The organism is Nocardia sp. PE-7, from assembly GCF_030486425.1.
Taxonomy (GTDB): Bacteria; Actinomycetota; Actinomycetes; order Mycobacteriales; family Mycobacteriaceae; genus Nocardia; species Nocardia salmonicida_A.
In genome coordinates, this window is the sequence record NZ_CP129614.1 from 5009068 (window position 1) to 5035814 (window position 26747).

16 protein-coding genes are annotated in these 26747 nt (G+C 68.8%); 9 read left to right on the top strand and 7 right to left on the bottom strand.

Annotated features, from left to right (window positions below; genetic code table 11):
- Nucleotides 1–49 precede the first annotated feature (49 nt).
- Nucleotides 50–1033 carry a helix-turn-helix transcriptional regulator gene (locus tag QX204_RS23615; protein WP_367620205.1) on the bottom strand — a complete coding sequence of 328 codons (984 nt, stop codon included), beginning with the start codon at nt 1031–1033 and terminating at the stop codon, nt 50–52.
- A 63-nt stretch (nt 1034–1096) separates the two neighbouring features.
- On the opposite strand from QX204_RS23615, the gene QX204_RS23620 reads away from it, so the two are divergent.
- Complete coding sequence (locus tag QX204_RS23620; protein ID WP_301902389.1) at nt 1097–2239, top strand: epoxide hydrolase family protein; 1143 nt, start codon at nt 1097–1099, stop codon at nt 2237–2239.
- A 45-nt stretch (nt 2240–2284) separates the two neighbouring features.
- On the opposite strand, the gene QX204_RS23625 is transcribed toward QX204_RS23620, so the two are convergent.
- Together QX204_RS23625 and QX204_RS23630 are read right to left on the bottom strand one after the other, a co-directional pair.
- A complete protein-coding gene (locus QX204_RS23625) occupies nt 2285–3958 on the bottom strand; it encodes an FAD-binding dehydrogenase (RefSeq protein ID WP_301902390.1) in 1674 nt (557 codons plus the stop codon).
- Nucleotides 3955–4578, bottom strand: coding sequence for a TetR/AcrR family transcriptional regulator (locus QX204_RS23630; RefSeq protein ID WP_301902391.1), 624 nt, complete (start codon nt 4576–4578; stop codon nt 3955–3957). The genes QX204_RS23625 and QX204_RS23630 overlap by 4 nt, the downstream gene beginning before the upstream one ends.
- A gap of 107 nt (nt 4579–4685) precedes the next feature.
- Between QX204_RS23630 and QX204_RS23635 the strand changes: the two genes are divergently transcribed.
- Nucleotides 4686–5783 (top strand): MBL fold metallo-hydrolase, encoded by a 1098-nt coding sequence (locus QX204_RS23635; protein WP_301902392.1) that lies wholly within the window; start codon nt 4686–4688, stop codon nt 5781–5783.
- A gap of 13 nt (nt 5784–5796) precedes the next feature.
- Here QX204_RS23635 and QX204_RS23640 read toward each other — a convergent pair whose 3' ends face one another.
- Both QX204_RS23640 and QX204_RS23645 read right to left on the bottom strand, forming a co-directional pair.
- Nucleotides 5797–7371, bottom strand: coding sequence for a GMC family oxidoreductase (locus tag QX204_RS23640; RefSeq protein ID WP_301902394.1), 1575 nt, complete (start codon nt 7369–7371; stop codon nt 5797–5799).
- A gap of 23 nt (nt 7372–7394) precedes the next feature.
- Nucleotides 7395–9110, bottom strand: a complete 1716-nt coding sequence (locus QX204_RS23645) for an aldehyde dehydrogenase family protein (protein ID WP_301902396.1) — start codon at nt 9108–9110, stop codon at nt 7395–7397.
- Nucleotides 9111–9399: 289 nt separating this feature from the next.
- Between QX204_RS23645 and QX204_RS23650 the strand changes: the two genes are divergently transcribed.
- The 7 genes from QX204_RS23650 (at nt 9400) to QX204_RS23680 (ending at nt 19212) form a co-directional block, all read left to right on the top strand.
- A complete protein-coding gene (locus QX204_RS23650) occupies nt 9400–10593 on the top strand; it encodes a PucR family transcriptional regulator (protein ID WP_301902398.1) in 1194 nt (397 codons plus the stop codon).
- 93 nt (nt 10594–10686) lie between these two features.
- Complete coding sequence (locus tag QX204_RS23655; protein ID WP_301902399.1) at nt 10687–11268, top strand: dihydrofolate reductase family protein; 582 nt, start codon at nt 10687–10689, stop codon at nt 11266–11268.
- Between the two features lie 45 nt (nt 11269–11313).
- Entirely contained in the window at nt 11314–11799 is a 486-nt protein-coding gene (locus tag QX204_RS23660) for an Lrp/AsnC family transcriptional regulator (RefSeq protein WP_056812198.1), read from the top strand.
- 156 nt (nt 11800–11955) lie between these two features.
- Complete coding sequence (locus QX204_RS23665; RefSeq protein WP_301902402.1) at nt 11956–15429, top strand: indolepyruvate ferredoxin oxidoreductase family protein; 3474 nt, start codon at nt 11956–11958, stop codon at nt 15427–15429.
- A 190-nt stretch (nt 15430–15619) separates the two neighbouring features.
- The gene (locus QX204_RS23670; RefSeq protein ID WP_301902403.1) at nt 15620–16699 is read left to right on the top strand and encodes a Glu/Leu/Phe/Val family dehydrogenase; all 1080 of its coding nucleotides are present in this window, start codon (nt 15620–15622) and stop codon (nt 16697–16699) included.
- The gene (locus QX204_RS23675) at nt 16699–18192 is read left to right on the top strand and encodes an APC family permease (RefSeq protein ID WP_301902404.1); all 1494 of its coding nucleotides are present in this window, start codon (nt 16699–16701) and stop codon (nt 18190–18192) included. Before QX204_RS23670 ends, QX204_RS23675 begins: the two co-directional genes overlap by 1 nt.
- 168 nt (nt 18193–18360) lie before the next feature.
- On the top strand, nt 18361–19212 hold the full coding sequence (locus QX204_RS23680) for a 3-hydroxybutyryl-CoA dehydrogenase (RefSeq protein ID WP_301902406.1): 852 nt from the start codon (nt 18361–18363) through the stop codon (nt 19210–19212).
- A 70-nt stretch (nt 19213–19282) separates the two neighbouring features.
- On the opposite strand, the gene QX204_RS23685 is transcribed toward QX204_RS23680, so the two are convergent.
- Together QX204_RS23685 and QX204_RS23690 are read right to left on the bottom strand one after the other, a co-directional pair.
- On the bottom strand, nt 19283–25375 hold the full coding sequence (locus QX204_RS23685) for a non-ribosomal peptide synthetase (RefSeq protein WP_301902408.1): 6093 nt from the start codon (nt 25373–25375) through the stop codon (nt 19283–19285).
- A 437-nt stretch (nt 25376–25812) separates the two neighbouring features.
- Entirely contained in the window at nt 25813–26727 is a 915-nt protein-coding gene (locus QX204_RS23690) for a lysophospholipid acyltransferase family protein (RefSeq protein WP_301902409.1), read from the bottom strand.
- Nucleotides 26728–26747 lie beyond the last annotated feature (20 nt).

Genomic DNA, 26747 nt, shown 5'->3' on the forward strand with positions numbered 1-26747 from the left:
GGGGCCTCGTCGCCCACCGGTCGCAAACCTCGAAGCCGGTATACGCACCTCATTCTGCGCCTTTTTCGCCGGCAAGGTAAGGGGCGGCGCCCGCCGCGCGGCGCAACCTCGTCACGAGGCGATCGAAGGCCGTTGCGAGCTCGTCGCCGTCGATCACCTCGATGTCGACGTCGAGCTGTGTCAGCCACAGCGCGAGCCGGTCCGGGTCGTCGGAACCCAGCTCTACCCGGCACGTGGACTCGTCGACCGCCTCGATCTCGACCGGGATGGTGATCTTCGCGGCAACCTCGGCGGCGGGGGCATGCACGAGTACCCGGGCGCGGTATTTCCAGCCCGCCTTGCTGACGCGTCCGACGACGTAGGCGACGACATCGTCGGCGGGGATCCCCCGCGGCTGGAATCGCGCGCCCGTCGGCGCGTGCGGGACCATGCGGTCGACGCGAAACACCCGCCAGTCGTCCCGGTCGAGATCCCACGCCAGCAGGTACCAGAACGGCCCCCAGCTCACCAACCGTTGCGGTTCGGTGTGGCGGGCGCCTTCGCCGCCACCGTATTTGGTGTATCCGAACCGCAGCCGTTCGTGGCCGCGGATCGCGGCGGCGACCGCGCCGAGAACCGAGAGATCGAGCGGCGGCTCAGCCCCCGGGACGACGCTCATCGCCTCGCGAACCGCCTCGACGCGCCGACGCAGGCGTGAGGGCAGCACTTGCTCGAGCTTCGCGAGCGCGGTGAGCGAGGTCTCCTCGACTCCGAGCCTTCGGGTCGCGACCGCGCCCAGTCCGACCGCCACCGCGACGGCCTCGTCGTCGTCGAGCAGGAGTGGGGGCATCGCCGTTCCGGCGGCCAGTCGGTACCCGCCCGCGACGCCGGGGCGCGCGTTCACGGGATAGCCGAGCGAGCGCAGCTTGCCGATGTCGGCGCGCACGGTCCTGGTGCTCACCGCGAGCCGACCCGCGAGCTCGGAGCTCGTCCAGTCGCGCTTGAGCTGGAGCAACGACAGCAGTTCGAGCAGACGGGCCGAGGTCTCCAACATGTTCTCGATCATTTCAGCAATTGCGGAAGCTAACCTGCCGCATTACCGGGGAACGTGGCTGTCATGACCGAGAACAACGCACTGACGCCGTTCCACATCGACATCCCGCAGGCCGATGTCGACGATCTTCGCGACCGGCTGGCACGCACGCGCTGGCCGATCCCCGTGCCGGGCCGAGACGATCGCGCCGACTTCAGCCGGGGCATCCCACTGGGGTATCTGCGGGAGCTCGCCGAGTACTGGCGTGACGGGTTCGACTGGCGCGCACAGGAGGCGAAGCTCAACGAGTACGAACAGTTCACGACGGTCGTCGACGGCCAGACGTTCCACATCGTCCACGCGCGATCGGCGAATCCGGAGGCCACCCCGCTGATCCTGAACCACGGCTGGCCGGGCTCGTTCGTGGAGTACCAGCGACTCATTCCGCTGCTGACCGACGATTTCCACGTGGTCGTCCCGGCGCTGCCCGGGTTCGGGTTCTCCACCCCGCTGTCCGGGACCGGCTGGGAGCTGGCGCGGACGACGGAGGCCTATGCCGAGATCATGACGCGCCTGGGCTACGAGAGGTTCGCTGCCCACGGCACCGACATCGGTTCGGGCACCACCGGCCGCCTCGCGGCGCTCTACCCGGAGCGCGTCATCGGCACGCATATCGGCGCCGACCCCCGGTGGCTCGGTTTGGTCGGCGACAAGTTCCCGTACCCCGAGGATCTGTCCGAGGACGAGATCGCCCAGATCGAGGCGGTGCGCGCCGAGGACGCGGGCGAGCGCGGATATCTCGAGATGCAGAACCACCGTCCCGACACGATCGGTGCGGCGCTCACCGACTCGCCGGTCGGTCAGCTCGCGTGGATCGCCGAGAAGTTCAAGACCAGGACCGGCGACACCTTCCGGACGCCGGACGAGTCGGTCGACCGCGACCAGCTCCTCACCGACATCAGCCTGTATTGGTTCACCCGCAGCGGTGCGTCGAGCGCGCAGTTCTACTACGAGGGCGAGCACTCGGGCCTCGACTGGGTCATGGCATCCGGGGTTCCGTCCGGATGGGCCGTGTTCGACACCCACCCGCTCATGCGCCGCGCGTTGGACCCGTACAAGGCGATCGACCACTGGAGCGAGTTCACCGAGGGCGGTCATTTCCCCGCGATGGAGGCGACAGAACTGCTCGCCGACGACATCCGCGCCTTCTTCCACGGTATTTCCTGACGCCGTCGCTCGCCGGTGGACGCTGAGTCGAGGTTCAGCGAACGGCTACACCGATCCCCCGGCGAGCGCGCGACCGGCCGCGCGGCCGGAGAAAATGCATCCGCCCAAGAACGTGCCTTCGAGTGCGTTGTATCCGTGCACGCCGCCGCCGCCGAAGCCCGCTACCTCGCCGGCGGCGTAGAGCCCTGCCAGCGGCGTGCCGTCGGTGCGCAGCACCCGGCTGTCGAGGTCGGTTTCGATGCCGCCCAAAGTTTTACGGGTCAGGATATTGAGGCGGACAGCGATGAGCGGCCCGTGCGCGGGGTCGAGTATCCGATGTGGTGCGGCGACCCGCGCCAGTCGGTCGGTGCGTGATCGGCGGGCGTTCTCGACCGCCATCAGTTGAAGGTCTTTGCTGAAGGGATTGTCCAGTTCGCGGTCGCGGGCCACGATCTGGCGTTCCATCTCGGCGGCGTCCAGTTGCGGCCCTCGGGCCAACTTGTTCATGCCTTCGACGAGCTCTGCGAGAGTGTCCGCCACCACGAAGTCCTGCCCGTTCTGCTTGAATTTCTCCACCGGACCCGGCGCACCCTTGGCGACACGATTGCCGAGTACCTGGCGGATGCTCTTGCCGGTGATGTCGGGGTTCTGTTCGGATCCCGACAGCGCGAACTCCTTTTCGATGATGGTCTGGGTGAGCACGAACCAGGAGTAGTCGTGTCCCGTCGCCAGGATCTGCTTCATCGTGGCGAGGCTGTCGAAACCGGGGAAGTGCGGTGCGGGCATGCGCTGTCCGTTCGCGTCGAACCACAGCGACGACGGACCGGGGATGATCCGGATCGCGTGGTCGGGCCAGACCGGATCCCAGTTGTGGATGCCTTCGGTGTAGGCCCACAGCCGATCGCGATTGACGATGCTGGCCCCGGCCTGCTCACTGATCGCGAGCATCCGTCCGTCCACATGCGCGGGGACTCCCGAGATCAGGTGCTTCGGCGCGGCGCCGAGCCGATCGGTCGGCCAGTTCTTCCGGATCAGGTCGTGGTTGTGGCCGATGCCCCCGGAGGTGACGATGACCGCTGGTGCGCGGCGCTCGAAGGATCCGGCCTCCGATCGCGACGAGGCGACGCCGCGTGCCGCGGCACTGCTTTCCAGGATGGTGCCGCGAACGCCGACGCAGGCGTCGCCCTCGATCAACAGCTCGTCGACCTGATGCCGAAAGGCGAAACGGACGAGCCCGGCCCGCTCGGCGCGTTCGACGGGTTCGCGGAACACCCGCACGACCTCCGGGCCGGTCCCCCAGGTGAGGTGGAACCGAGGCACCGAGTTGCCGTGACCGGTGGCCGACCCGGAGCCGCGCTCCGCCCACCCCACCAACGGCACGAACCGCAGACCGAGGTCGTGCAGGTATCGACGCTTCTCGGTCGCCGCGAAACGGACATACGCCTGCGCCCACCGGCGCGGCCAGATGTCCTCGCCGTCGAGCCGGTCGAAGGCCGCCGAACCCAGCCAATCCTGAAGTGCGAGTTCGTAGGAATCGTTGATGCCCATGCGGCGTTGCTCGGGGCTGTCGACAAGGAACAGGCCACCGAGCGACCAGAACGCCTGCCCGCCCAGGTTGTCGCGGTTCTCCTGGTCGAGGACCAGCACCCGGCGTCCCGCGGCGGCCAGCTCGTGCGTGGCGACCAGGCCCGCCAGGCCCGCGCCGACCACGATGACATCGGGTTCGAATGTGTCGGTCATGAACGGATCTCCCTGGTGTGGTGCTCGACGAGCAGGACGAACAGATCGGTCCGACGGGCTCGCGCGGCGTCGGTATCGGAGTCGATGAGGCATTGCACGGTCGTGCCGTCGTGCACGGCGACCAAGGCGGAACCGAATGCCGTGGCATCGGTGATCTCACGCCCCAATTGCGTGACGAGCAGCTCGAGCAGCGGCATCAGCGTCGCGAGGATGGTCTCCTCACGGGCGGCCACCACCCGCTTGAGCGACGGGTTGCGCAGCGCGTGGGCGGTGAATTCGGCTGTGAGGCGGTACCACTTGTCGTCGACGGAAATCGTTTCGAGCACCTGCTCGACGACATCGCGCGTCGACGAGACCTGTGCGCACACCCGGTCGGCTACCAGTGCCTCGACGGCGGCCAGCATCTGCGCCGAGCGCTGTTCCCACGCGGCGAGGAACAGTTCGTCCAATGCCGCGAAGTTGGAGTAGAAGGCGCCTTTGGTGAACTGGGCCCGTTCGCACACCTGGTCCACCGTGCTGCTGCCGAAGCCGCGTTCCGCGAAGACCTCGAGCGCGGCGTCGATCAGTCGCCGACGGGTCTCTTGGCGACGGCGGCTGATCGGAGGGGACTTCTCTGCCATATGAATACTATAAAGTATCGGATACCTTTTAGTATCCGATGAGACCGGGACGACGGCGATCAGCCCGAAGGCCGGTGCCCGTTTCCGACAGCTGTCAGGATGACCACGTGTCAGAGTTCTCGCACAGTCCGCGCGCCGTCACCCGGCGCACTCTCCTCGGCGGCGCGATCGGCGCCGGGCTGGTCGCGACAGCGGGCCGGGCCCTCGCGGATCCGGACGAGCGCATGATCGCCGCGCGCACCCGCTTCTTCGGCGCCGCCAACGTCGATCCGGTGACCGGCGCGGTACGCGGCGATCGAGTGATCCTGTCCTGGTTCGGCTGCACGAGTTTCGCCGCGGCACTGGGCGGGACCGTGGTCCTGCTCGACGCGTGGGTTCCCCGTGGCGCCCACAGCGGATACGTCCCGACCACCGTGGCGCAGGTGGGCGAGCTTCGCCCCGAGGCGATCTTCCTCGGACACGGGCATTTCGACCACGCCGGTGACGCGGCCGCGCTGGCGCAGGCCTCCGGCGCGGTGCTGTTCGGCACGGCCGAGCACTGCGCCCAGGCGCAGCGCCAGGCCGGGGCGACGGCCGTGCGCACCGTCGTGCTCGGTGACGCCACGTCGGCGCTCGGCCAGACCTATCAGCATTCGGTCGGATCGGTCGAGGTGACCGCGGTCCGGCACGTGCATTCGGGACCGAAGCCTCCCGACCGCAGCAGTGAGGGTTCCGCACCGTTCTTTCCGGTGCCCGACATTCGTGATTCGATCGCGAACCCGCCGCAACTGTGTGATCTCGTCGCACTCGGGTCCTCGCTGTCCGACCAGGAAGGCGGCAGCCTGCTCTACCAGTTCCGGGTGGGTGGCTTCACCCTCACCTGGCACGACTCCGCCGGGCCGCTCACAGAAGCCGCACCCGAGGTGTTCGACGTCCTGAGAGCGCTGCCCGGCAGCGACGTGCAACTGGGCGCCATCCAGGGTTTCAACCAGCCGCTCAACGGTTTACGCGATGTGCGCCAGTACATCGAGGCGATCCGACCGGCGATGTTCGTGCCCAGCCATCACGACAACTGGCTTCCCGGCTTCACCGCGCGGGGCGACACCTATGAGCACACCTTGCGCGGCGAACTGGAACGCATTCCCGCGCAGGGGCGCCCGACCTTGCGTTTCCTCTCCGATCCCGGCGACTACCTCCGACCGGACGCCCTGACGTTCACCCTCTGAGCGACGGCGCTTTTCAGCGGAGGAGATCGGCTGTCTTCTCACCGATGACCACCGAGGGTGCGTGGGTGTGGCCACGGATGATGGTCGGCATCACCGAGGCGTCGGCCACGCGCAGACCATCCAAACCCCGCACCTTCAGGTCGGGGGTGACGACACTGGCGGCGTCAGTACCCATCCGGCAGGTGCTGGTGGGGTGATAGAGGGTGTGCGAGTGCCAGGTGAGGGCGTCCTCCAGCGTGGCCTCGATCGTCGGCAGTTCCCGTTTCGGTTGCAGGAAACGGCCGATCCGGGAGCCCAGCGGCTCGGCGGTCACGATGCGGTGGGCGATCTCGAGGCCGGCGAGCAGCGCGGCGCGGTCGGCGCCGTCGGGGTCGGACAGGTACTTGGGGTCGATGAGCGCCTTGGCCATCGGGTCGGCGGAGGCCAGGGTCACCGTGCCGCGGCTGCGTGGCTGGAGCAGGATCGGACCCAGTGCGATGCCGTGGCCCGGCGCGACACCGATGCCCTCGTCGTAGAAGGGTGCGGGTCCGAAGATGATCTCGAGATCCGGCAGTTCGAGTTCGGGCCTGCTGCGCACGAAGCCGTACGCCTCACCGACATTGGACGTGAGCATGCCCTGACGCCGGGCGAGGTAGTTGAGCAACTCCCCCGGCTTCTCCGCGTCGAACAGCGTGTCGGAGTCGACGGCGAAGCCGAGCAGCGAGATCAGGTGATCGGTGAGGTTGCGGCCGACCTCGGGCAGGTGGTGCACCACCGGAATGCCGTGGCGGCCGAGCTCCTCTCGGTCACCGATACCGGAGAGCTGCAGCAGCTGCGGGCTGTTGATCGCCCCACCACACAACACCACTTCCTTACCGGCGCGCACGACATGGGTGTTGCCGTCCTTGCGGTATTCGACGCCGACGGCCCTGGTGCCCTCGAACAGGATCCGCGTCGCCTGCGCACCGGTGAGCACGGTCAGGTTCGAACGCTTGCGCGCCGGCTTCAAGTAGGCGTCCGCGGTGCTCCACCGGGCGCCGCGTTTCTGGCTCACCATGGTCTGCGTGAAACCTTCGGGCTGCGGCAGATTCGCGCGCTCGCGCTTGAAACCGGCGTGCTCGGCCGCGGCGAGGAAGTCGTCGGTCCACCGGCGCGCGCTGCGCTGGTGCGAGATCCGCAGCGGTCCGGCGCGGCCCTCGTCGGGTTCGGCGGCGTCCTCGACGGACTCGATGCGCCGGAAGTACTCGACCACATTCGCGAACGACCAGTCCGGCCCGGCGGCGCGCGCCCACTCGTCGTAGTCGGCCGCGAAACCGCGGACCCACATCATCGCGTTCATCGACGAGGACCCGCCGAGCATCTTGCCGCGCGGCCAGAAGATCTGGCGGTCACCGAGTTCGGACTGCGGGGTGGTCAGGTAGTTCCAGTCGAGGTCGGTCTGGAACAGCTTGGAGAACGCCGCCGGAATGTGGACGGCCTGATTCTTGTCCTCGGGACCGGCTTCCAGAGCGATGACGCTGGTGGCCGAGCGCTCGCTGAGCCGGGCGGCGAGCACCGCACCCGAGGAACCGGTGCCGACGACGACGTAATCGGCGATGCTGTTGTTCATCTGATTCTCCACGGAAGTCGGGCTCAGCCGCGCAGGGCGGAAGCGAAGATCTGCGGCAGGCGCAGCCAGCCGGGATTTGCGCCGAACCCGGCGAGCAATCTGCCCGTGCTCGCGGCGGTCTTGTTGCCCACGAACCACGGCGGCTTCGGCGAGATCGCGAGTTCGCCGCGCAGCAACGACCGCGGCGCCGGACGGAACGGGCCGCGCACGACGGTGCGTTCCACCCGGTCGATCAGCCACGCGTTGTGGACGACGCCGATGCCGCTCTGCACGTCGTCGACGGTGTGGCCGGGGAACGCGCCCCACGACGCGGTCGGCGTCAGGTAGCCCACGCCGGTCCACGCGTTGATCGCCACCGTGCCGTAGCGCAGGTCCTCGATCATCTCGTCGAAGGCCGTGCCGAGCTCGGAGATCGTGGCGGGCGCGGCGATCACATTGACGCCGAGCGTGCCGACGAAGGCCTCGTTCGCGGCGCGAGCCGCCGCGTAGGTGAATTCCGTTCCGGTTCCGGGCAATTCGACCACGCCGAGCACCGGCGCGAAGTATTCCTCGGCCAGCAGCGGCTCGACCGGCGAGGGCACGACCCCGGTGACCAGCAGCCGCTCACCGCTCGGTCCGAGCCGCTCGGCCCCGGGATAGGACTCGAAGGCCCGCGCCACGCGATCGTCGCTGCCCGGGTAGTACGCGCGGCGGGCGGGCGCCTTCGCGAGTGCGTCGCGCAGCGCGGCGAGGAACTGGTCCTTCTGCGCCCAGTCGGCGGAGATGATCAGCGCCTGCGCGGCGACACAGTTGTAGCCGCCGTTGTGCAGGCGCTGGGTGGCGACGTGCTCGGCCTGGTAGCCGATATCGGCCGCGCTCCAGTCACCCGGCAACACGATCGTCGGTGACACGCCACCGAGCTCGCTGGTGACCGGCTTGTCGAGCTTCGGTGTGCCCGCCAGCTTGCGCTCCGCCGCCTCGGCATCGGTGCCCCAGACGATCGCGTCGTGGGTGCGCGCGCTGCCGGTCATGTGCACGTGGTCGACGAGGTCGTTGTCGATCAGATAGCCGCCCACCTCGGCGCCGCCGGTGAGCAGCCGCACCGCGCCGAGCTCGATCAGCGGGGCAAGGATCTCGGTGAACACCGGCAGCATCGGATCGGTGATCGGGTTGAGCTTGAGCGCGACGACTCGGTTGTGCGCGATGAGTTCGTAGAGGACGTCCAACGGCGCGATCGAGGTGATATTGCCCGCGCCGAGCACCGCGCCGATCCCCTGCGTTCGGCTCGGATCCAACTGGGCCAGACCGGCATTCGCCTTCGCCGCGGCACTGCTGACGCCGCGCTGCAGCCACACCTGGGCGCTGAATCCGTTGAGCAGCAGCGCGTCGAACGGGCTCGCGGGCAGCACATCGACGGTGATCCGGTCGCCCGCGACGCCGAAAGAGGCATTGTGGAGCGGACTCTCACCGCGGGCGAGGACGTCGAGCGTCTTCGCCAGCGCGCCGAGTCCGGCGGCCATCACATACGGTCCCGAGATCCATTCTTCACCGACCAATGGCGAGGAGGCGTCGAGCCCCTTGATGCCGACGGCCGCGTCGACCCACTCCTGAGCGTGCCGCCCGGTGAGCTCACGCACCCGATCCAGCAGCGCGCGCCGGTCGGGCAGCGAGGTGGCCGCCCACTTCTTCTCGCCTTCGACGAGTTCGGACAACGCGACATCCACCGCGGCGAGGGCGGACTCTGCCTTCTTGGTGACCACTGACGATCCTCCACAACTGTTCGGTTCGGTCCACGGCGCGGTGGACGAGATGGATCAATTCTTTCGCCGCGGACCGGGTACGCACCATGTGCGCCCGTTGCGGATCGACCCCCACCCCAGTTGTGCGCGGGCACAAAGTCGACGTGATGTGGCTCATGCCGAAGTCCACGGGCTCTGGTCGTTGATCCCGAGTACGACAGGGGTCGACTCCGCTGGTCGATTCATCTGATGTGCCCGTGCACAAATCTATGGTGGCGTGGATCATGTCGTGTCACCTAACATCGAGGGGGTGACCGCACCACCGCCGACCACCACCGCCGCGTCGACCCTCGAGCCGGCCGAACTGCTGCTCGACTCGGTCGAGCAGCTGGCCGAGGAGTTGGTGGGTCGCATCGCCGCCGCGGACCGCTCCTATGCCGATCCAGGGCTGCTCACGGCCGAGGAACTCCAGCAGGCGTGCCTGGACAACCTCACGGCGATCATCACCGCCCTGTCCGGCGACCAGCCGACGCGGCTGCACACCGCGCGCGCGGTCGGACGACTCAAGGCCGAGCGTGGGGTCCCGATCGCCGCGCTGCTGCACGCCTTCCGGCTCGGCGGCCGATTGCTCTGGGAGGAACTCACCGCCCGGTCCACCGGTCCGGGCGATCCGCGCCTGCACGACCTCGCCACCGCACTGTGGGAACTGATCGACTCGTTCTCCGACGCGGCGGTCGAGGCCTATCGCGAGACCGAGATCATGCTCGCGCATGTCGACGCGCAATCCCAGAACCGTTTGGTCCGAACGCTTTTCGACGACCACTCCGACAATCCCGCGCACACCCTGACCGCGCTGCGCACCCTGGGCCTGTCCGAGAGCGGCACGTTCGCCGTCGTGTCGATCGAGACCACCGACCCCGGCGCCACCCTCCCCGGCAGCCTGGTCGGGGCGTTGCGAGATCTCGGCGCCAGATCCGTGTGGGATTCGCAGATCGACTCACACACCGGGCTACTGTCCTCGGCTACGCCGGTGGCAGTCGAACGGGCCGCCATCGCGCTGGCCGAGCTCGCCGACGGGCGGATCGGCCTCAGCGCCCCCTTCACCAGCCCGACCGCCATTCCGGGTGCGTTGACCGAGGCACGTCTCGCCGCCCGCAGCGCGCGACCCGGCGCGCACACCGTCGTCCGGTTCGGCAGCGAGCCCGTGGCCCACCTGCTCGTCACGGTGCCCGAGGCGAGTCGGCGTGCCACGGCCCAGATCCTGGGGCCCGTGCTTCGACTGCCCGCACCCGAACGCGACGATCTGATCGGGGCCCTCGACGCCTGGTATCAATGCCGCGGATCGACCGCCGCCGCTGCCGAACAGCTGCACTGCCACCGCAATACGGTGCGCTACCGCCTGCGCAAGATTCGCGACCTCACCGGCCGCGACACCGCCGACCCGGTGCAGTCGGCGGAGCTGCATCTGGCGCTGCAAGCGGTCACCCTCCTCGGGCCGTCGTGACCCGATCGGTCGGGGAACGCGGCATCGGGCGATGAGTTTGCCCGGGTGAGCTCGTCTGCATCGATACAACCCGCAGACGATCAGGAGAACCCGATGGCGACCACGTACACCTTCGATGTCTTTTCCAGCCTCGACGGCTTCGGCAGCTACAACGGCAACGGCGATTGGGGTGGGTACTGGGGCAAGCAAGGCCCCGAATTGCTCGACCACCGTCTCGCGCTGTTCGAGGTGGAGCAGCGAATGATCCTCGGGCCCAACACCTATCGGGCGTTCGCGGACATGCTGGCCGCGGGCGACGTGGACGAGGTGCGCGACCCCTGGGTCACCCGGATGCGCGATCTCCCGGCGACGGTGGTGTCCAACACCCTCGAGGGCCCGCTCGACTGGCCGGACGGAACCCCCGTGCGCGGCGACGCGGTCGATGTCGTCGCCCGGCTCAAGGAGGAGTCCCCGGTGCCGTTGCGCTCCCACGGCAGTTTGTCGATGAACCGGGCGCTGATGGCGGCGGGGCTCGTCGACCGAGTCCAGGTGACGCTGTTCCCGGTGATCACCGGACAGACCGGTGACGACCCGATCTTCCGAGGCGCGGCCGACTTCGACCTCGAACTGCTCGAGCACCGCACGCTCGACGGCGACATCCAGGAACTCGTCTACCGGCCGACCCCGCACGGCTGAGTCCGGTGTGCGGTCGGCCGGATCGCGGCATGCCAGAATTCGCCCATGACCATCAAGTTCGACGCACTCGATGCCGCGTTGCTGGCCGAACTGGCCCGTGATCCGCGGGCGCCGATCCTCGAGCTGGCGCAACGGCTCGGGGTCGCCCGCAATACCGTGCAGGCGCGGATGCGCAGGCTCGAAGCCTCGGGCGCCGTGCGGGGATATCCGCCCGATATCGATGTGCAGGCGATCGGGTTCGCGGTGCACGCGTTCCTCGGCATCGAACTCGACCAGAACAAGATGGATCCGATCATCGAGACGCTGCGCGGATTCCCGCACGTGCTCGAGGTGCACGCCACCACGGGCCGCGCCGATCTGCTGGTCCGCATCGCCGCGCGATCCCAGCAGGACCTGCTGGAGATCATCCAGCGGGTCCACGCGATCGAGGGCGTGAAACATACCGAGACGATGCTCGCGCTGGCCACCCCGATCGGGTACCGGAGCCTGCCCCTGGTCGAGCATCTGACGAACACCCGCGATGTGACCTAGGTCTCGCGACTCGAGCAGATTGACGCATTCGAGTCAGTGGCGCAGATCACTTTTGAGCATTCTGATCAACTTTTTGACCGACTGTTGACACAGATCACCCATCACCGGCACATTTCGCTGCACCGATAGCAAGTTCCTTCGCGCAGTGAGGTGATCATGACCAGCGTCGTCTGTTCCACCGCCCGACCGCTGGCCGACCCGGCCGCACCCTACGACCTCGCCGATCGCTACCGCTCCGGCGCGGGCCCGGTGCTGCTGACCGGGGTCCAGGCCATCGCCCGACTGATGGTGGAACAGCACGTGCGCGATATCCGCGCCGGTCGACGCGTCGCCACGTTCGTCTCCGGCTACCAGGGCAGCCCGCTGGGCGGGGTGGACAAGATGCTGCTCGGCATGCCGGAGGTGCTCACCGAGCACGACATCACCTTCGTGCCCGGATTCAACGAGGAACTGGCGGCCACCTCGGTCTGGGGTAGCCAGGCGGAGCTGCCCGCCGGACGGCCGACCCACGACGGCGTGGTCGGCGTCTGGTACGGCAAGGGCCCCGGCGTCGACCGCGCGACCGATGCCATCCGGCACGCCAATATGTACGGGGTGAACCCGCGCGGCGGCGTGCTGCTGCTGGTGGGCGACGATCCGGCCTCGAAGTCGTCGACCGTGCCCGCGGTGAGCGAACGCTCGCTGGCCGCCATGGGCGTTCCGGTGCTGTTCCCGCGCAATGCCGAGGAGATCATCACCCTGGGCATGCAGGGCATCGCGCTGTCGCGGGCGTCGGGCTGCGTGGTGGCGCTGAAGATCGTCGCCGATGTCGCCGACGGCGCCTGGACAGTCGACGCGGGCGTCGCCGATCTGGCCGTGACGGTTCCCGAAGTACAGTGGGAGGGAAGGCCTTTCGTCTACCGGCAGCGGCCGATGGCAGCGCCGACCGACAGCGTGCTCGCCGAGGCGGACCTGTACGGACCGCGCTGGGCGACGGTGCACGCCTACGGCGCGGCCAACGCCCTCGACGTGATCGAGGTGGACCCGGCCGAGGCAACGGTGGGGATCGCGGCCACCGGCACCACCTTCGACGCCGTCCGCCAGGCCCTGCTGGATCTGGGTGTCGACGACGCGACCATGCACCGGGCCGGAATCCGGTTGCTGCGCATCGGCATGCCGTATCCGCTCGGCTCGGCCGCGCTCACCGAGTTCGCCCGCGGGCTCGAGCAACTGATCGTCGTCGAGGACAAGACCGCGTTCGTCGAAACCCAGGTTCGCGAGATCCTCTACGGCACCCCGGGCGCGCCGCGGGTGCTCGGCAAGCAGGACGAGCGCGGCGCGCGCCTGATGCCGGTCGACGGCGAACTCACCGCGGGACGTCTGCTGGCCCCGCTGCGCCGGGTGCTGCGCGGGCGGGTCGAATTGAAAAGGGCGGCGCCACCGGCACTTCCGCTCGAAGTCCTCTCCGCCAAGCGCACCCCCTACTTCTGCAGCGGGTGCCCGCACAACCGCTCCACCGCGCTGCCCGACGGCTCGATCGGGGGCGGCGGCATCGGCTGTCACACGCTGGTCACCATGTCCGGGCGCACCGACAGCGCGGTCACCGGGCTGACGCAGATGGGCGGTGAGGGCAGTCAGTGGATCGGGCAGGCGCCGTTCACCGATGTGCCGCACCTGTTCCAGAACATCGGCGACGGCACCTTCTTCCATTCCGGCCAGCTGGCCGTGCAGGCGTGCGTGGCGGCCAAGGTGAACATCACCTACAAGCTGCTCTGGAACGAGGTCGTCGCGATGACCGGCGCCCAGGACGTGGAGGGCGGGATCACCGTCGCCCAGCTCACCCACAAGCTCACCACCGAGGGTGTCGGCCAGATCATCATCTGCGCCGATGATCCCAAGCGTCACCGCAAGCGGGCACTGGCCAAGGGCACGCTGCTGTGGCATCGCGACCGGCTCGACGAGGCGCAGCGGATGCTGCGCGAGATCGAGGGCGTCACCGTGCTGATCTACGACCAGCACTGCGCCGCCGACGCGCGCAGGCAGCGCAAACGCGGAACACTGCCGGTCCGCAACACCAGGGTGGTGATCAACGAGGCCGTCTGTGAGGGCTGCGGCGACTGCGGCGCCAAGTCGAATTGCCTGTCCGTACAGCCGGTCGAGACGGAATTCGGACGCAAGACCCGCATCGATCAGACCTCGTGCAACACCGATTACAGCTGCCTGGACGGTGATTGCCCGTCCTTCGTGACGGTGGAGGTCGACCCGGACAAGGGGAAAGCCGAGCCGCGCAGGACCATCGAGCCGCCCGCGGTGTCCGATCCGGCCGTGGCCGCACCGCAACGCACCCAGAACGTACTGATCGCCGGTATCGGCGGCACCGGCATCGTGACGGTGAACCAGGTGCTGGCCACCGCCGCCCTGCGCGCAGGCTACGAGGTGGAGAGCCTGGACCAGATCGGCCTGAGCCAGAAGGCCGGACCCGTGCTGTCGCACCTGCGTTTCTCCGCCACGGCATTGGAGCCTGCCAACCGGCTCACCCCCGGCAGCGCCGACTGCCTGCTCGCCGTCGACCTGCTGACCGCCACCGACCCCCGCTACCTCCAGTACGGCGATGCGGCGAGCACCGTGGCGGTCGCGTCGACGAGCCAGACCCCGACCGGTGAGATGGTCTTCGACAAGTCGGTGGCCTACCCCGCGACGGACACGCTGCTGGATCGGCTTGCCACGGCGACGAATTCGATCAGTCACTTCGACGCGCTCGCGGCGGCACTGACCCTGTTCGGGAACACGGCGGCGGCGAACTTCCTGATCGTGGGCGCGGCCGTCCAGAACGGCGGACTGCGCCTGCCGGTCGCGGCGATCGAGGAGGCGATCGGGATCAACGGTGTCGCGGTGAACGCCACCATCGCGGCGTTCCGGTGGGGCCGGGTCGCCGTCGCCGATCCGGCGGCGTTCGCGGCGGCGGTCGAAACAGGTCGGCCGCGGCGCACTCAGCCGGTGGCGCCCGCGGAGTTGCTGGCACACACCAGCTTCGAGGGCGAGGTGCGCCGGCTCGTGGAACTGCGAGCAGCGCAGCTGATCGGCTACCAGAACACGAAGGTGGCGCGCCGCTACCTCGAGACGGTCGAATCAGCTTGGGCGGCAGAACGTTCCGTCTCCGAGCGGACCGAGTTCAGCGAGGCGGTCGCACGCGGGCTGTTCAAGTTCACGGCATACAAGGACGAGTACGAGGTCGCCCGACTGCTCGTGGACCCGGACTTCCTCGCCGACGTGCAAGCCCAGGTGCCGGGTGGCGAGAAACTCACCTACAAGCTGCACCCGCCGATGCTGCGCGCGCTGGGCCGGGACAAGAAGATCGGAATCGGGCCGAAGTCGCAGGTGGCGCTGAAGGTTCTGGCCAGGGGGAAGTTCCTGCGCGGCACCAAGCTCGACCCCTTCGGCTACGCCCATGTCCGCAAGGTCGAACGCGAACTGCTGGCCCACTACACCGACATGGTGCGACGACTGGCTGATGGCCTGACCACCGAGAACTACGACACAGCCACCGCGGCAGCCGCACTGACCGAGGTAGTGCGCGGTTACGAGGACATCAAACTCGGCAATGTCGAGCTCTACCGCGCCGGACTGCGCGATCTCGGCATCGAGGACTGAAGCCCTCCGGCGCCTGCCTCGCACCACCGACAACACCGTTGCGACCTTCGGTGCGATCACAGCCCTTCGCACCGCAACGCCAAAGCACCTGTGGTGCAACCACACCGCCGCATACCCGCGGCACCCACCACAACACCGTCGCACGCCGGGCACGACCCTTGCTGCGCGGTAACAAGAAAGGAAATCGACAGTGACCGTTGTGCACACCGAGGCGGGAGTCTTCGGCCGATCGCACGAGTTGAGCGCCCGCGCCCACGAGCAGGTCGTGTTCTGCGAGGACGACAGGTCCGGGCTGAAGGCGATCATCGCCATCCACTCGACCGCACTCGGCCCCGCCCTCGGCGGGACCCGCTTCTACCCGTACGCCGACGAATCCGCCGCGTTGCAGGACGTCCTGCGACTGTCGTGGGGCATGACCTACAAGGCCGCGGCGGCGGGAGTGGATCTCGGCGGCGGCAAAGCGGTGATCATCGGTGATCCGGCCACCATGAAGAGCGAGGACCTGCTCGCCGCCTACGGACGCTTCGTCGAAACCCTCGGTGGGCGCTACATCACCGCCGGTGACGTGGGCACCGATACCGACGATCTCGACGTCATCGGCAGGCACACCCGCCATGTCACCGGCCGCAGCGTCGGCGCGGGCGGCAGCGGTGACAGCGCCCGCCTGACCGCACTCGGCGTGTTCCACGCGATGCGGTCGGGCGCCGAATTCGTCTGGGGTGCACCCACACTGGCCGGTCGCACGGTCGGCGTCGAAGGCGTCGGCAAGGTCGGCCGCGAGCTCACCGCCCTGTTGCTCGCCGACGGCGCCGAGGTCTGCGTGACCGATGTGAACGAGGCGGCGCTGGCGCGCATCACCGACGAACTGCCCGCCGTGCGGCTGCTGTCGGCGGTGTCCACCGCACCGGTCGACGTGTACGCGCCGTGCGCCATGGGCGCCACCCTCACCGCGGAAAGCGCCGCGACGATCGAGGCGAAGCTGATCTGCGGCGCGGCCAACAACCAACTCGCCACCCCCGAGATCGAGCGGGCGCTCACCGAGCGCGGCATCATCTGGGTGCCCGATTTCGTGGCCAACGCCGGTGGCCTCATCCAGGTGGCCGGTGAACTGCGCGAGGCCTCGACTGCCGAGGTCGAAGCCGAGGTCGCCGACATCTACCCGCGCTGCCGCGAGATCATCGCCGCCGCCGTCACCGAGGGCATCGGGACCGGCGCCGCCGCCAACCGCTTCGCCGAGCGCCGTCTCGATGCCATTCCGAGGTCGCTGTGATGATCTCGAAGAGCGGACTGTTCCGCACCAAGTCCGTCGAACAGTCGATCCGCGACACCGACGATCCCGATGCCAAGCTGCGTAAGGATCTGACGGCCAAGGACCTGACGATCTTCGGTGTCGCCGTGGTGATCGGCGCGGGCATCTTCACCCTCACCGCGCGCACCGCGGGCACGGTGGCGGGACCCGCGGTCTCGCTGGCCTTCGTCTTCGCCGCGATCGCGTGCGGGCTCACGGCCCTGTGCTACGCGGAGTTCGCCTCGACGGTGCCGGTGGCGGGCAGCGCGTACACCTTCGCCTACGCCACCTTCGGTGAGGTGATCGCCTGGATCATCGGCTGGGATCTGATCCTGGAGTTCGCGCTCGCGGTGTCGGTGGTCGCCAAGGGCTGGTCGCAATACCTCGGCGAAGTGCTCGGGTCGTCGGCGCCGGTGGTCCATCTCGGATCGGTGACCTTCGACTGGGGCGCGGTGCTGATCATCGCGGTGGTCGGCGTGCTGCTGGCGACCGGAACCAAGTTGTCGTCGCGGGTCTCGGCCGTCGCCGTCGCGATCAAACTGGGGGTGATCGCGCTGGTGCTGGTCGTCGGCGCGACCTACTTCAAGCCGTCGAACCTGACGCCCTACATTCCGCCCGCGCAACCGTCGGAGAAGGCCGAGGGCATGCACCAGTCGCTGTTCGCCTTCCTCACCGGATCCGGTGGCACCAGCTACGGCTGGTACGGACTGCTCGCCGCGGCCAGCCTGGTGTTCTTCGCCTTCATCGGCTTCGACGTGGTGGCCACCACCGCCGAGGAGACGCGCAACCCACAGCGCGACATCCCGCGTGGCATCCTGGCGTCGCTGGCGATCGTGACGGTGCTCTACATCGCGGTCTCGGTGGTCCTCACCGGCATGGTGTCCTACACCGAACTCGCCGACGGCAACGCCACGCTCGCCACCGCCTTCGCCATCCAGGGCGCGACCTGGGTGAAGAACATCATCGCCATCGGCGCGCTGGCCGGGCTGTCGACCGTGGTGATGGTGATGTTCCTCGGCCAGACCCGGGTGCTGTTCGCCATGGCCCGTGACGGTCTGCTGCCCCGAGGTCTGGCCAAGACCGGCAAGAAGGGCACGCCGGTTCGGCTGACCGTGCTCGTCGGCGTGGTGTGCGCGCTGCTGGCCGGCTTCGTCGAGTTCGGCACGCTGGAGGAAATGGTCAATATCGGCACGCTGGTCGCCTTCGTGCTGGTGTCGATCGGGGTGCTGGTGCTGCGCCGGACCCGTCCGGATCTGCCGCGCGGGTTCCGCGTCCCGTTCGTACCGGTGGTTCCTGTCCTCGGCGCCCTGGCCTGCCTGTGGCTGATGGTCAACCTCTCGATCGAGACATGGCTGCGCTTCGCGATCTGGATGGCCCTCGGTGTCATCGTCTACTTCGCGTACGGTCGCAGGCACTCGATCCTCGGTCGCGGACAACCACAGCCCGAGAAACCGGAGTTGACACCGGTTCGATAGGCCGAAACCCGCCGGGTCGCCCCCTGCTCGACCGCCGAGCAGGGGACGACCCGGTCGGCGTCGGCAGCCCCGAGAGCCCACTGTTTTCCCGGCCTGTGGCACTCAGTGCCAGCTCGGATGAAATAATCCCCGGGACAGCCAGGGCAATGCGATGTTGGGAGTACGGCAATGGAGTTGATCGGTGTAATCGGCGGCGGCACGATGGGTGCGGGTATCGCGGAGGTGTGCGCCAAGTCGGGCAGCTCGGTGCTCGTGCTCGAGACGAAGCCGGAGTTCGCCGACGCGGCGCAGAACCGGATCGCCACCTCGATCGCCCGCGGCGTCGCCAAGGGCAAGATCACCCAGAACGAGGCCGACGCCGTGCTCGCGCGGGTGCGCGTGACCCTGGACATGAACGAGTTCGCCGATCGCGACCTGGTGATCGAGGCGGCGCCGGAGATCGAGGCGCTCAAGTACGAGATCTTCGGCAAGCTGGACAAGATCGTCAAGCCCGAGGGCATCCTGGCCACCAACACCTCCTCGATCCCCGTGATCAAGGTGGCGGGCGCGACCGAGCGGCCCGAGCGGGTCGTCGGTGTGCACTTCTTCAACCCCGTGCCGGTGATGCCGCTGGTCGAGATCATCTCGACTCTGGTAACCGCGCCGGAAGCGGCCGCGGCCGTCACCGACTACGTGAAGAACACCCTCGCCAAGATGGCCGTGCAGGCCGGTGACCGCTCCGGGTTCATCGTCAACGCGCTGCTGATCCCCTACCTGTGTTCCGCGATTCGGATGCTCGAGTCGGGTTACGCCACCGCCGAGGACATCGACGCGGCGATGAAGGGCGGCTGCGGCTACCCGATGGGCCCGCTGACGCTGCTCGACACCGTCGGCCTCGATATCGCCCTCGCGGCGTCGGAGTCGCTGTACGCCGAGTTCGCCGAGCCGCACTACGCACCGCCGGCGCTGCTGCGCCGGATGGTGGACGCGGGCCGACTGGGCCGCAAGACCGGGCGCGGGTTCTACGACTACGCGAAGTGATGTTGTGTCCCGCAGGAGCGCGAGCTCCTGCGGGACGCCTCAGCCACAGTCCGGGCGATAGTTCCCGGATTCAGGCCCGCGCCAGGTTCTCGGCGTCGGGCGCGGGGAAGAAGCCGATGTCGATGTAGTGGTCAAAGTAGCGGGTGATGACCTCGGCGTCGACCGCGGGGAACTCGATCGGCAGGCCGCGGAAGGGCTCGACCGGGGCCGATTCCACCTCGCTCAGCACCGCCACCGGGTTCGTCTTGGCGAGAGCGGCCGCGTAGTTCCCGCTCAGCGCGGAAGCCCGCGCCAGGATGGGGTCCGCGTCCTGGCGTTCGGCGGCGGTGGAGAGCTGCAGGCCGAACTCCATCGGGTCGATGAAGTCGAAACGGTAACCGCGGCTGCGGATTTCCTCGTAGACAACCTGCAGCGGCACCTGCGCACCGGCGGCCCGGAAGATATTGCCGATGGCCGCGGGCTGGCGGGATCGGCTGACGATTCCCGCCGCGACATGGTCCACCGGGGCCATCTCGATGGCGATCGCCCGCACATCCACAGCCACCCCGAGCACCAGCATGGACCGCAACATCGTCCACCAGGCGTCTTCGGCGGGGGCCACGCCCGTGCGGGAGTCACCGGTGATCAAGCCGGGACGGTAGACGGCGATGGGAACGCCACGCTCGATCGCGGTGTGCACGAGCTGCTCGGCGACCCACTTGGTCATCGCGTAACCGGGCAGTCCGGCGGGTACGCCGTTGTCCTGCGGAACCCCCGCCAGCACCGACAGGGTCGACACATAGTGGATCGGCTTGACCCGGGTGGTGGTGGCCAGGCGCAACACCTCGGTGGTGCCGCCGACATTGGCCGCCCGCATCCGCGCATACGGTTCGAGGTGGTTCACCAGCGCGCCGTTGTGATAGATCGCGTCGGCCCTCGCGGCGAGTTCGGCGAAGCGCAGCGGGTCCATGCCGAGGTTCGGTTGCGCGAGATCGCCGGGTACGCCGACGATGCGGTCGATGTAGGGCGTCAGGTCGATGCGGTACTTCGCGGCGGTCGAGACGATGCGATCCACCGCGCCCGCGTCATCGGTGGCGCGGACCAGGCAGTGGATGGTCGCGGAGGTCTGCACCAGGAGTTCGCGCAGGAGGAAGCTGCCGAGGAATCCGGTGGCGCCGGTGAGCAGCACTGTGGCCGGTGCGCCGGTGCGCTGTGGCGCGCAGCCGGTGAGGTCGATCGACGGGTCGAGGATCGCGTCGACAGCCGGATCCGGCCCGGCGGCCGAGGCCGAGGACTCGTCGCGCAGAGCCAGCGCCAGGTCGCTGACCAGCGGATAGCTGAACAGCAGGCGCAGCGGCACTTCGATGCCCAGTTGCTCGGCGAGGGTGGCGCGCACCCGGATCGCCGCGAGGGAGGTGCCGCCGAGCACGAAGAAGTCGTCGTCGCGGCCGACCCGTTCGAGATCGAGAACCTCGGCGATCGCCGTCGCGACGATCTGCTCGTCGGCGGTGGCAGGCGCCTGGTATTCGCGGATCTCCACGGCGGGCGCGGGCAGCGCCTTGCGATCGAGCTTGCCGGTGGCGCCGAGCGGGAACTCGTCGAGCACCAGCAGGCGGTGCGGAATCATGTACGGGGGCAACAGGGTCCGGATGGTGGCCAGCACCTCGGCGGTGTCCACCGTGGTGTCGAGGGGCGTCACGTAGCCGACCAGCTGCTCGTGGTGCACGGCGACAGCCGCACCCGCGACCGCCGGATGCGTGCGCAGTGCCGCCTCGATCTCACCGGGTTCGATGCGCAGGCCGTGCAGTTTGAGCTGAACGTCGGTGCGGCCCAGGTAGGTCAGGTCACCCGACGGCAGCCTGCGCACCAGATCGCCGGTGCGGTACATGCGTTCGCCGACCGGACCGTACGGGTCGGCGACGAAGCGTTCCATCGTCTTGTCGGGGCTGCCGAGGTAGCCGCGGGCCAGTTGCGCACCGGCCAGGTACAGCTCGCCGGGCGTGCCGACGGGCACCGGCCGCAACCGCGCGTCGAGCACGTAGGCACGAGAGTTCCAGTGCGGCAGACCGATCGGAACGATGCCGTCACCCACCTCGGTCACATCGGCGCCGGTGATCGACACGGTGGCCTCGGTGGGGCCGTACAGGTTGTGTAGACGGCCCGCGGTGACCGTGGTGAAGCGTTCGATGGTGGCGTTCGGCAGCGCTTCACCGCCGACCCATACCGCGCGCACCGACCGCAGGGCGCCGGTCGGCGCGGAATCCAGGAGCATCTGGAGCACCGAGGGCACGATGGTGGTGCCGGTGACGCGGTGGCGGGCGATGAGTTCGGCGAGATAGGCCGGATCGGTGAGGCCCTGCGAGGCGGCCACGATCATGTGCGCGCCCGCGCGCAACGGGGTGGCGAAACCGATCATCGAGGCGTCGAAGGTGAACGGAATCGACTGCAGGACAGTGTCGGACTCCCCCACGCCGTATTCGCCGACCATGAACGCGGCCTGGTTGACGATCGCCGAATGCGGTACGCCGACGCCCTTGGGCTTGCCCGTCGAGCCGGACGTGAAGATCACATACGCCAGGTCGAGGGTGCGCAGCGGGCGCAGGCGGTCGGCATCGGTCAGCCAGGCCTCCGAGAAGGCCGACAGCGCGACCCGGTCCACCGGCACGACCGGCAGGCCGTCGGCTTCGATCGCGTCGGCCGTGGTGGTGAGCAGGCACACCGGCCGCGCGGCGGCGAGGATATCGGCGCGACGTTCGGCGGGTGAATCGGGATCGAGCGGCACGTAGGCGCCACCGGCCGCGAAGACCGCGTACATGGCCACGACGAGCTCGATCGACGGCCGAATCGCCACGCCCACAGTGCTTCCGGGGCCGACGCCGTCGGCGACGAGCAGCCGGGCCAGCTGGTTGACGCGACGGGCCAGCTCGCCATAGCTCAGCGTGACCTCGCCGAAGGTGACCGCGGGCGCGTCCGGACGGTGCTGCGCACGGGCCCGGAATTCGTCGAGCAAGGTCGGGTCCGCGACGGGGCGCAGTTCGCCCGAGGGCTCGGTCAGCTCGTCCGCCGTCAGCAGCGGCAGGTCGCCGACGGGCCGGTGCGGCGCGGCGACGGCCGCGGCGAGCAGTCCGGCCAGGCGGGTGCCGAGCGTCTCCATGGTCGAGGCGTCGAACAGATCGGTGGCATAGCGCCAGGAGCAGCGCAGACCGGCGGGTCCGTCGCTGTCTTCGAGCGGAACGACGGTGAGCTGGAGGTCCACCGGCGCGGCCTCCTCGCCCAGATCAACCGCCGACACCGTCAACTCGGGCAGCTCGAGGCGGGTGGCGCCGAAGTTCTGGAACGACAGCGCCACCTGATACAGCGGGTGGTGAGCCTGGGTACGCGGCGGATCCAGTTCGGCGACAAGCCGTTCGAAGGGCACATCGGCGTGGGCGAAGGCGGCCAGATCGATATCGCGGACCCGATCCAGCAGGGCCGCAAAGGATTCGGCGGCATCGATGCGGGTGCGCAGGACGACGGTGTTGACGAACATGCCGACGAGATCGTCGAGCTCGGGTTCGCCACGGCCCGCGACGGGAGCGCCGACGGTGACGTCATCGGTCCCGGCGACCCGCGCCAGCAGCACCGACAGCGCGGCACGCACCACCATGAACAGCGAGGCGTTGTGTTCGCGCGCAAGGGTTTCCAGTGCGGCATGCACCTGCGCGGAAACAGCGAAGTCATGCGCGGCGCCGCGGGTGCCCGCGACCGGGGGTCGTGGGCGGTCGGTGGGCAGCTCGAGCAGCGCGGGGGCGCCGGCGAGCGCGGTGCGCCAGAACCCGAGCTGCGCGGCCAGCAGTGAGCTGGAATCGTCTGCGGCGCCGAGCATTTCCTGCTGCCAGAGCGTGTAGTCGGCGTACTGCACGGGCAACGGCTCCCAGCCCGGCGCGACGCCGCCGGCCCGGGCGGCATAGGCGGTCATCAGGTCGCGCGTCAGCGGGCCGAGCGAGAAGCCGTCGGTGGCGATGTGGTGCACCACGACCGCCAGCACGTGGTCGGTCGCGGAGAGCTGGAACACGGCCGCGCGCACGGGAACTCGACGGCACACGTCGAACCCGCCGAAGGTCAGCCGGGCCAGTTCGCTCGGCAGGTCGGATTCCGCGATCGGGTCGACCACCACGTCGAGACCGGCCTGGGCCAGGGGCAGCACCTGCTGGAAGCCCGCGCCCTCGTGTTCGGGGTACACCGTGCGCAGCACCTCGTGCCGTTCGAGCACGTCGTCGAGCGCGGCGGTCAGCGCGGCGGTGTCGAGTCGGCCGGACAGGCGAAGCGCGACCGGGATGTTGTAGGCGCTGGATTCGGGATCCAGTCGGGCCAGGAACCACATGCGCTGCTGGGCGAGCGACAGCGGGACGTGCGCACCACGCTCACGCCGGGTCAGCGGCACGCGCACCGACGCGTCACCGACCAGCGCGTCGAGCGCGGTCGCCAGCTCGGCCACCGTGCCGTGTTCGAAAACGGTGCGGGCCGGAACTCGCACACCGACCGCGGCGCCGAGGCGACCCGCCAGCTGGGTGGCCAGCAGTGAATTGCCGCCGAGGGCGAAGAAATCGTCGCCGCGCCCGATCGGGTCCGCGCCGAGCAGCTCGGCGAAGACTTCGGCCACCGTGTGTTCGGTGGCGCCGCGCGGCGCGACGAACTCGCGCGCGACGAGTTCCGGCGCGGGCAGCGCCCGGTGATCGAGTTTGCCGACCGGCGTCAACGGCACCTCGTCGAGCACCACGATCGCGGCGGGCACCGCGTGCTGGGGCAGGTGCTGCTCGGCCAACCTGGTCAGCGCCGCGGTGTCGATGGTGGCGCCGGCGGCCGCGACGAGATAGGAGACGAGCGCGCTCTCACCGCTGGGCAGCGTTCGGATGAGGGTGGCGCAGAAGCGCACCGTGTCGTCGGCGGCGAACAGCGCATCGATCTCGCCGAGTTCGATGCGGAAGCCTCGCAGTTTCACCTGCGCGTCGGTACGGCCGAGGAATTTCAGGCCGACTCCGCCGGGAACTGGAACCCATTGCACCAGGTCACCGGTGCGATAGAGCCTGCCGCGGCCGAGCGGATCGGCGACGAAACGGCTCGCGGTGAGCCCGGCCCGGTCGTGATAGCCACGGGCCAGACCTTCGCCCGCGAGGTAGAGCTCACCGGGCACACGATCGGGAACCGGATGCAATCGGCTGTCGAGGACCAGCGCCGTCATTCCCGGGATCGTGTCGCCCATGGTGATCACGTCGTCGGCGGTCAGTCGTTCGCTCATCGCGCAGACGATGGTGGTCTCGGTCGGGCCGTACACATTGAAGAACGCGCGGCCCGGCGCCCACTGAGCGATCAATTCGGGCGGGTAGGCCTCGCCGCCGACGGCGAGCGCGGTCAGCTCCGGCAGGGCCGCCGCGTCGAGCCCGGCCAGGGCCGCGGGGGTGATGAAGGCATGGGTCACACGTTCGGCGCGCAGCAGTTCGGTCAGTTCGTCGCCGCCGTAGACATCGGGCGGAGCGATCACCATCGTCGCGCTCGCCCCGATAGCCAGGAGCATCTCCAGCATGCTGGCGTCGAAGCTGGGCGAGGCGAAGTGCAGCGTGCGCGAGTCGCCGGTGATACCGAAGCGGCGGACCTGCTCGGCGCACAGCCCGGCCAGGCCGGTGTGGGTGACCGCGACGCCCTTGGGGACGCCGGTCGAGCCGGAGGTGTAGATGATGTAGGCGAGATCGTCCGGGGAGAGCCTGCGCAGGCGTTCGTCCGCGCTCACGGGTTGGTCCGACATCGCGGCCGACTCGGCGTGGAACTCGTCGGAATCGATGGCGAGCCACTGGATTCCCGCGTCCAGACGCGCCGCGTCCGCCGCCTTGGCCAGCCCGAACCCGGCACCGGAATCAGCGAGCATGTGGGCGACTCGTTCGGCCGGGTAGCGCGGATCGACCGGCACGAAGGTGGCCCCGGTCTTGGCCGCCGCCCACACCGCGACCACGGACTCGATCGAGCGAGTCAGCGCGAGCACGAAGCGGTCACCGGGCCCGAGGCCGCGGGCGATCAGCACCCTGGCCAGGCGCGAGGACCACTGGTCGAGTTCGGTGTAGGTGAGGGTCTGCCCGTCGAACCGCAGCGCGGGCGCTTCGGGTGCCCGCTCGACGGCGGCCAGCAGCAGCCGCGGCAGCGTGGACGACACCGGTGCACGGCGAACTCGGCGCGTGGCTCGTCGGCGGACGCCAGAAGCTTGCTCAGTCACCGGAAACGCTTCCCTTCACCATGGGTCAACCATGCGATCGCACATCTCTAACGTCGCCTGAACTTTCGGCTACACGGGGTATCGGAAAAATCCTGCGTGACGGTACCGCAAATATCTCATCAATTTTGTTGTCGTGGCAATTTGGTCGTTTCAACTCACAAATCGCTGGGTATAGCCGACTGAACAGTTTGTTACACAGCTCATACGCAGGTCATACGCAGGGCGAATGATCTTCGAGCGGACGCGACATTTTCACATTCCGTCGAGGCGCGGCCGCACCATGGACCAGCCTATCCGTGACGATTCGCCGCCACCAACGACAAAACCGGAGACCGCGCACACGGCCTCCGGCAGTCGATGAATGCGAACGGAAATAGTTACCAGGCAGTAGCCCTTACCGGCCGGCGAACCTGCTCCTGCTCGGCCATCGAGGGGTCCTGCACGCGGGTGTTGCCCGCTTCGATCCACTGGGTGTCGGCCACCCCGTGGCGAGAGCGGTCGGTGCCGCGCACCGCCGTCTCACAACGCCGGGCCAGGTCCCGGCGGTCGAGTCCGGGATGTTCGAGCGGCTCGAGCACGATCTCGACGACCATGCCCTTGCTGCGCAGCACTCGCTTCGCGGAGTCGGCGAAGGTATCGCTGCCCACGAAACCCGGGACGGTGCAGGGCATTCCGTCGCTGTCGAGGTAGCGCAGACGCACCGGCTGGACCGGCGTGGTGGTGTCGACGGCGGCCTGGAACATGGCGGGCCGCATCGAACCGTAGGCCCGGCCACACCACGTCGTGCCCTCGGGAAACACCACGATCCGATTACCGGCGGCCAGTCGATCCGCCACCTGCGCGACCACGCCGGGCAGCTCACGCAGACGTGCCCGCTCGATCGGGATGACGCGAGTGAGCTTCGCCAGCTTGCCCAGCAGCGGCCATTCGACCATGTCGGCACGGGCGACGAAGCTGACCGGCTGGACGGCGGCCAGCGCCACCACATCCGCCCAGCCGATGTGCCCGGCCACGATCATCACCGCGGTGCCGGTATCGGCGAAGCCCTCCGCCGAGGCGCCCTGCTCGGGGACGCGGTTGTCGATGACGCGCAACCGCATCCCGAGACAACCCAGCGCCGCCTCGGCGTAGCGACGCTGCACCCGTTCCCGGCGCGACTTCGGGGTGGCCACGGTCAACACCGGGAAGCTGAGCACCAGCCCGGCGATTCCGGCCAGGCGGGCGAACATCCTGGCGGTGCCGACCTCGTCGATCGGCTCGATGCAGCCGGAACCACAGGGGCTCGACGGCATCCACGAATGAGAGTGAGTTG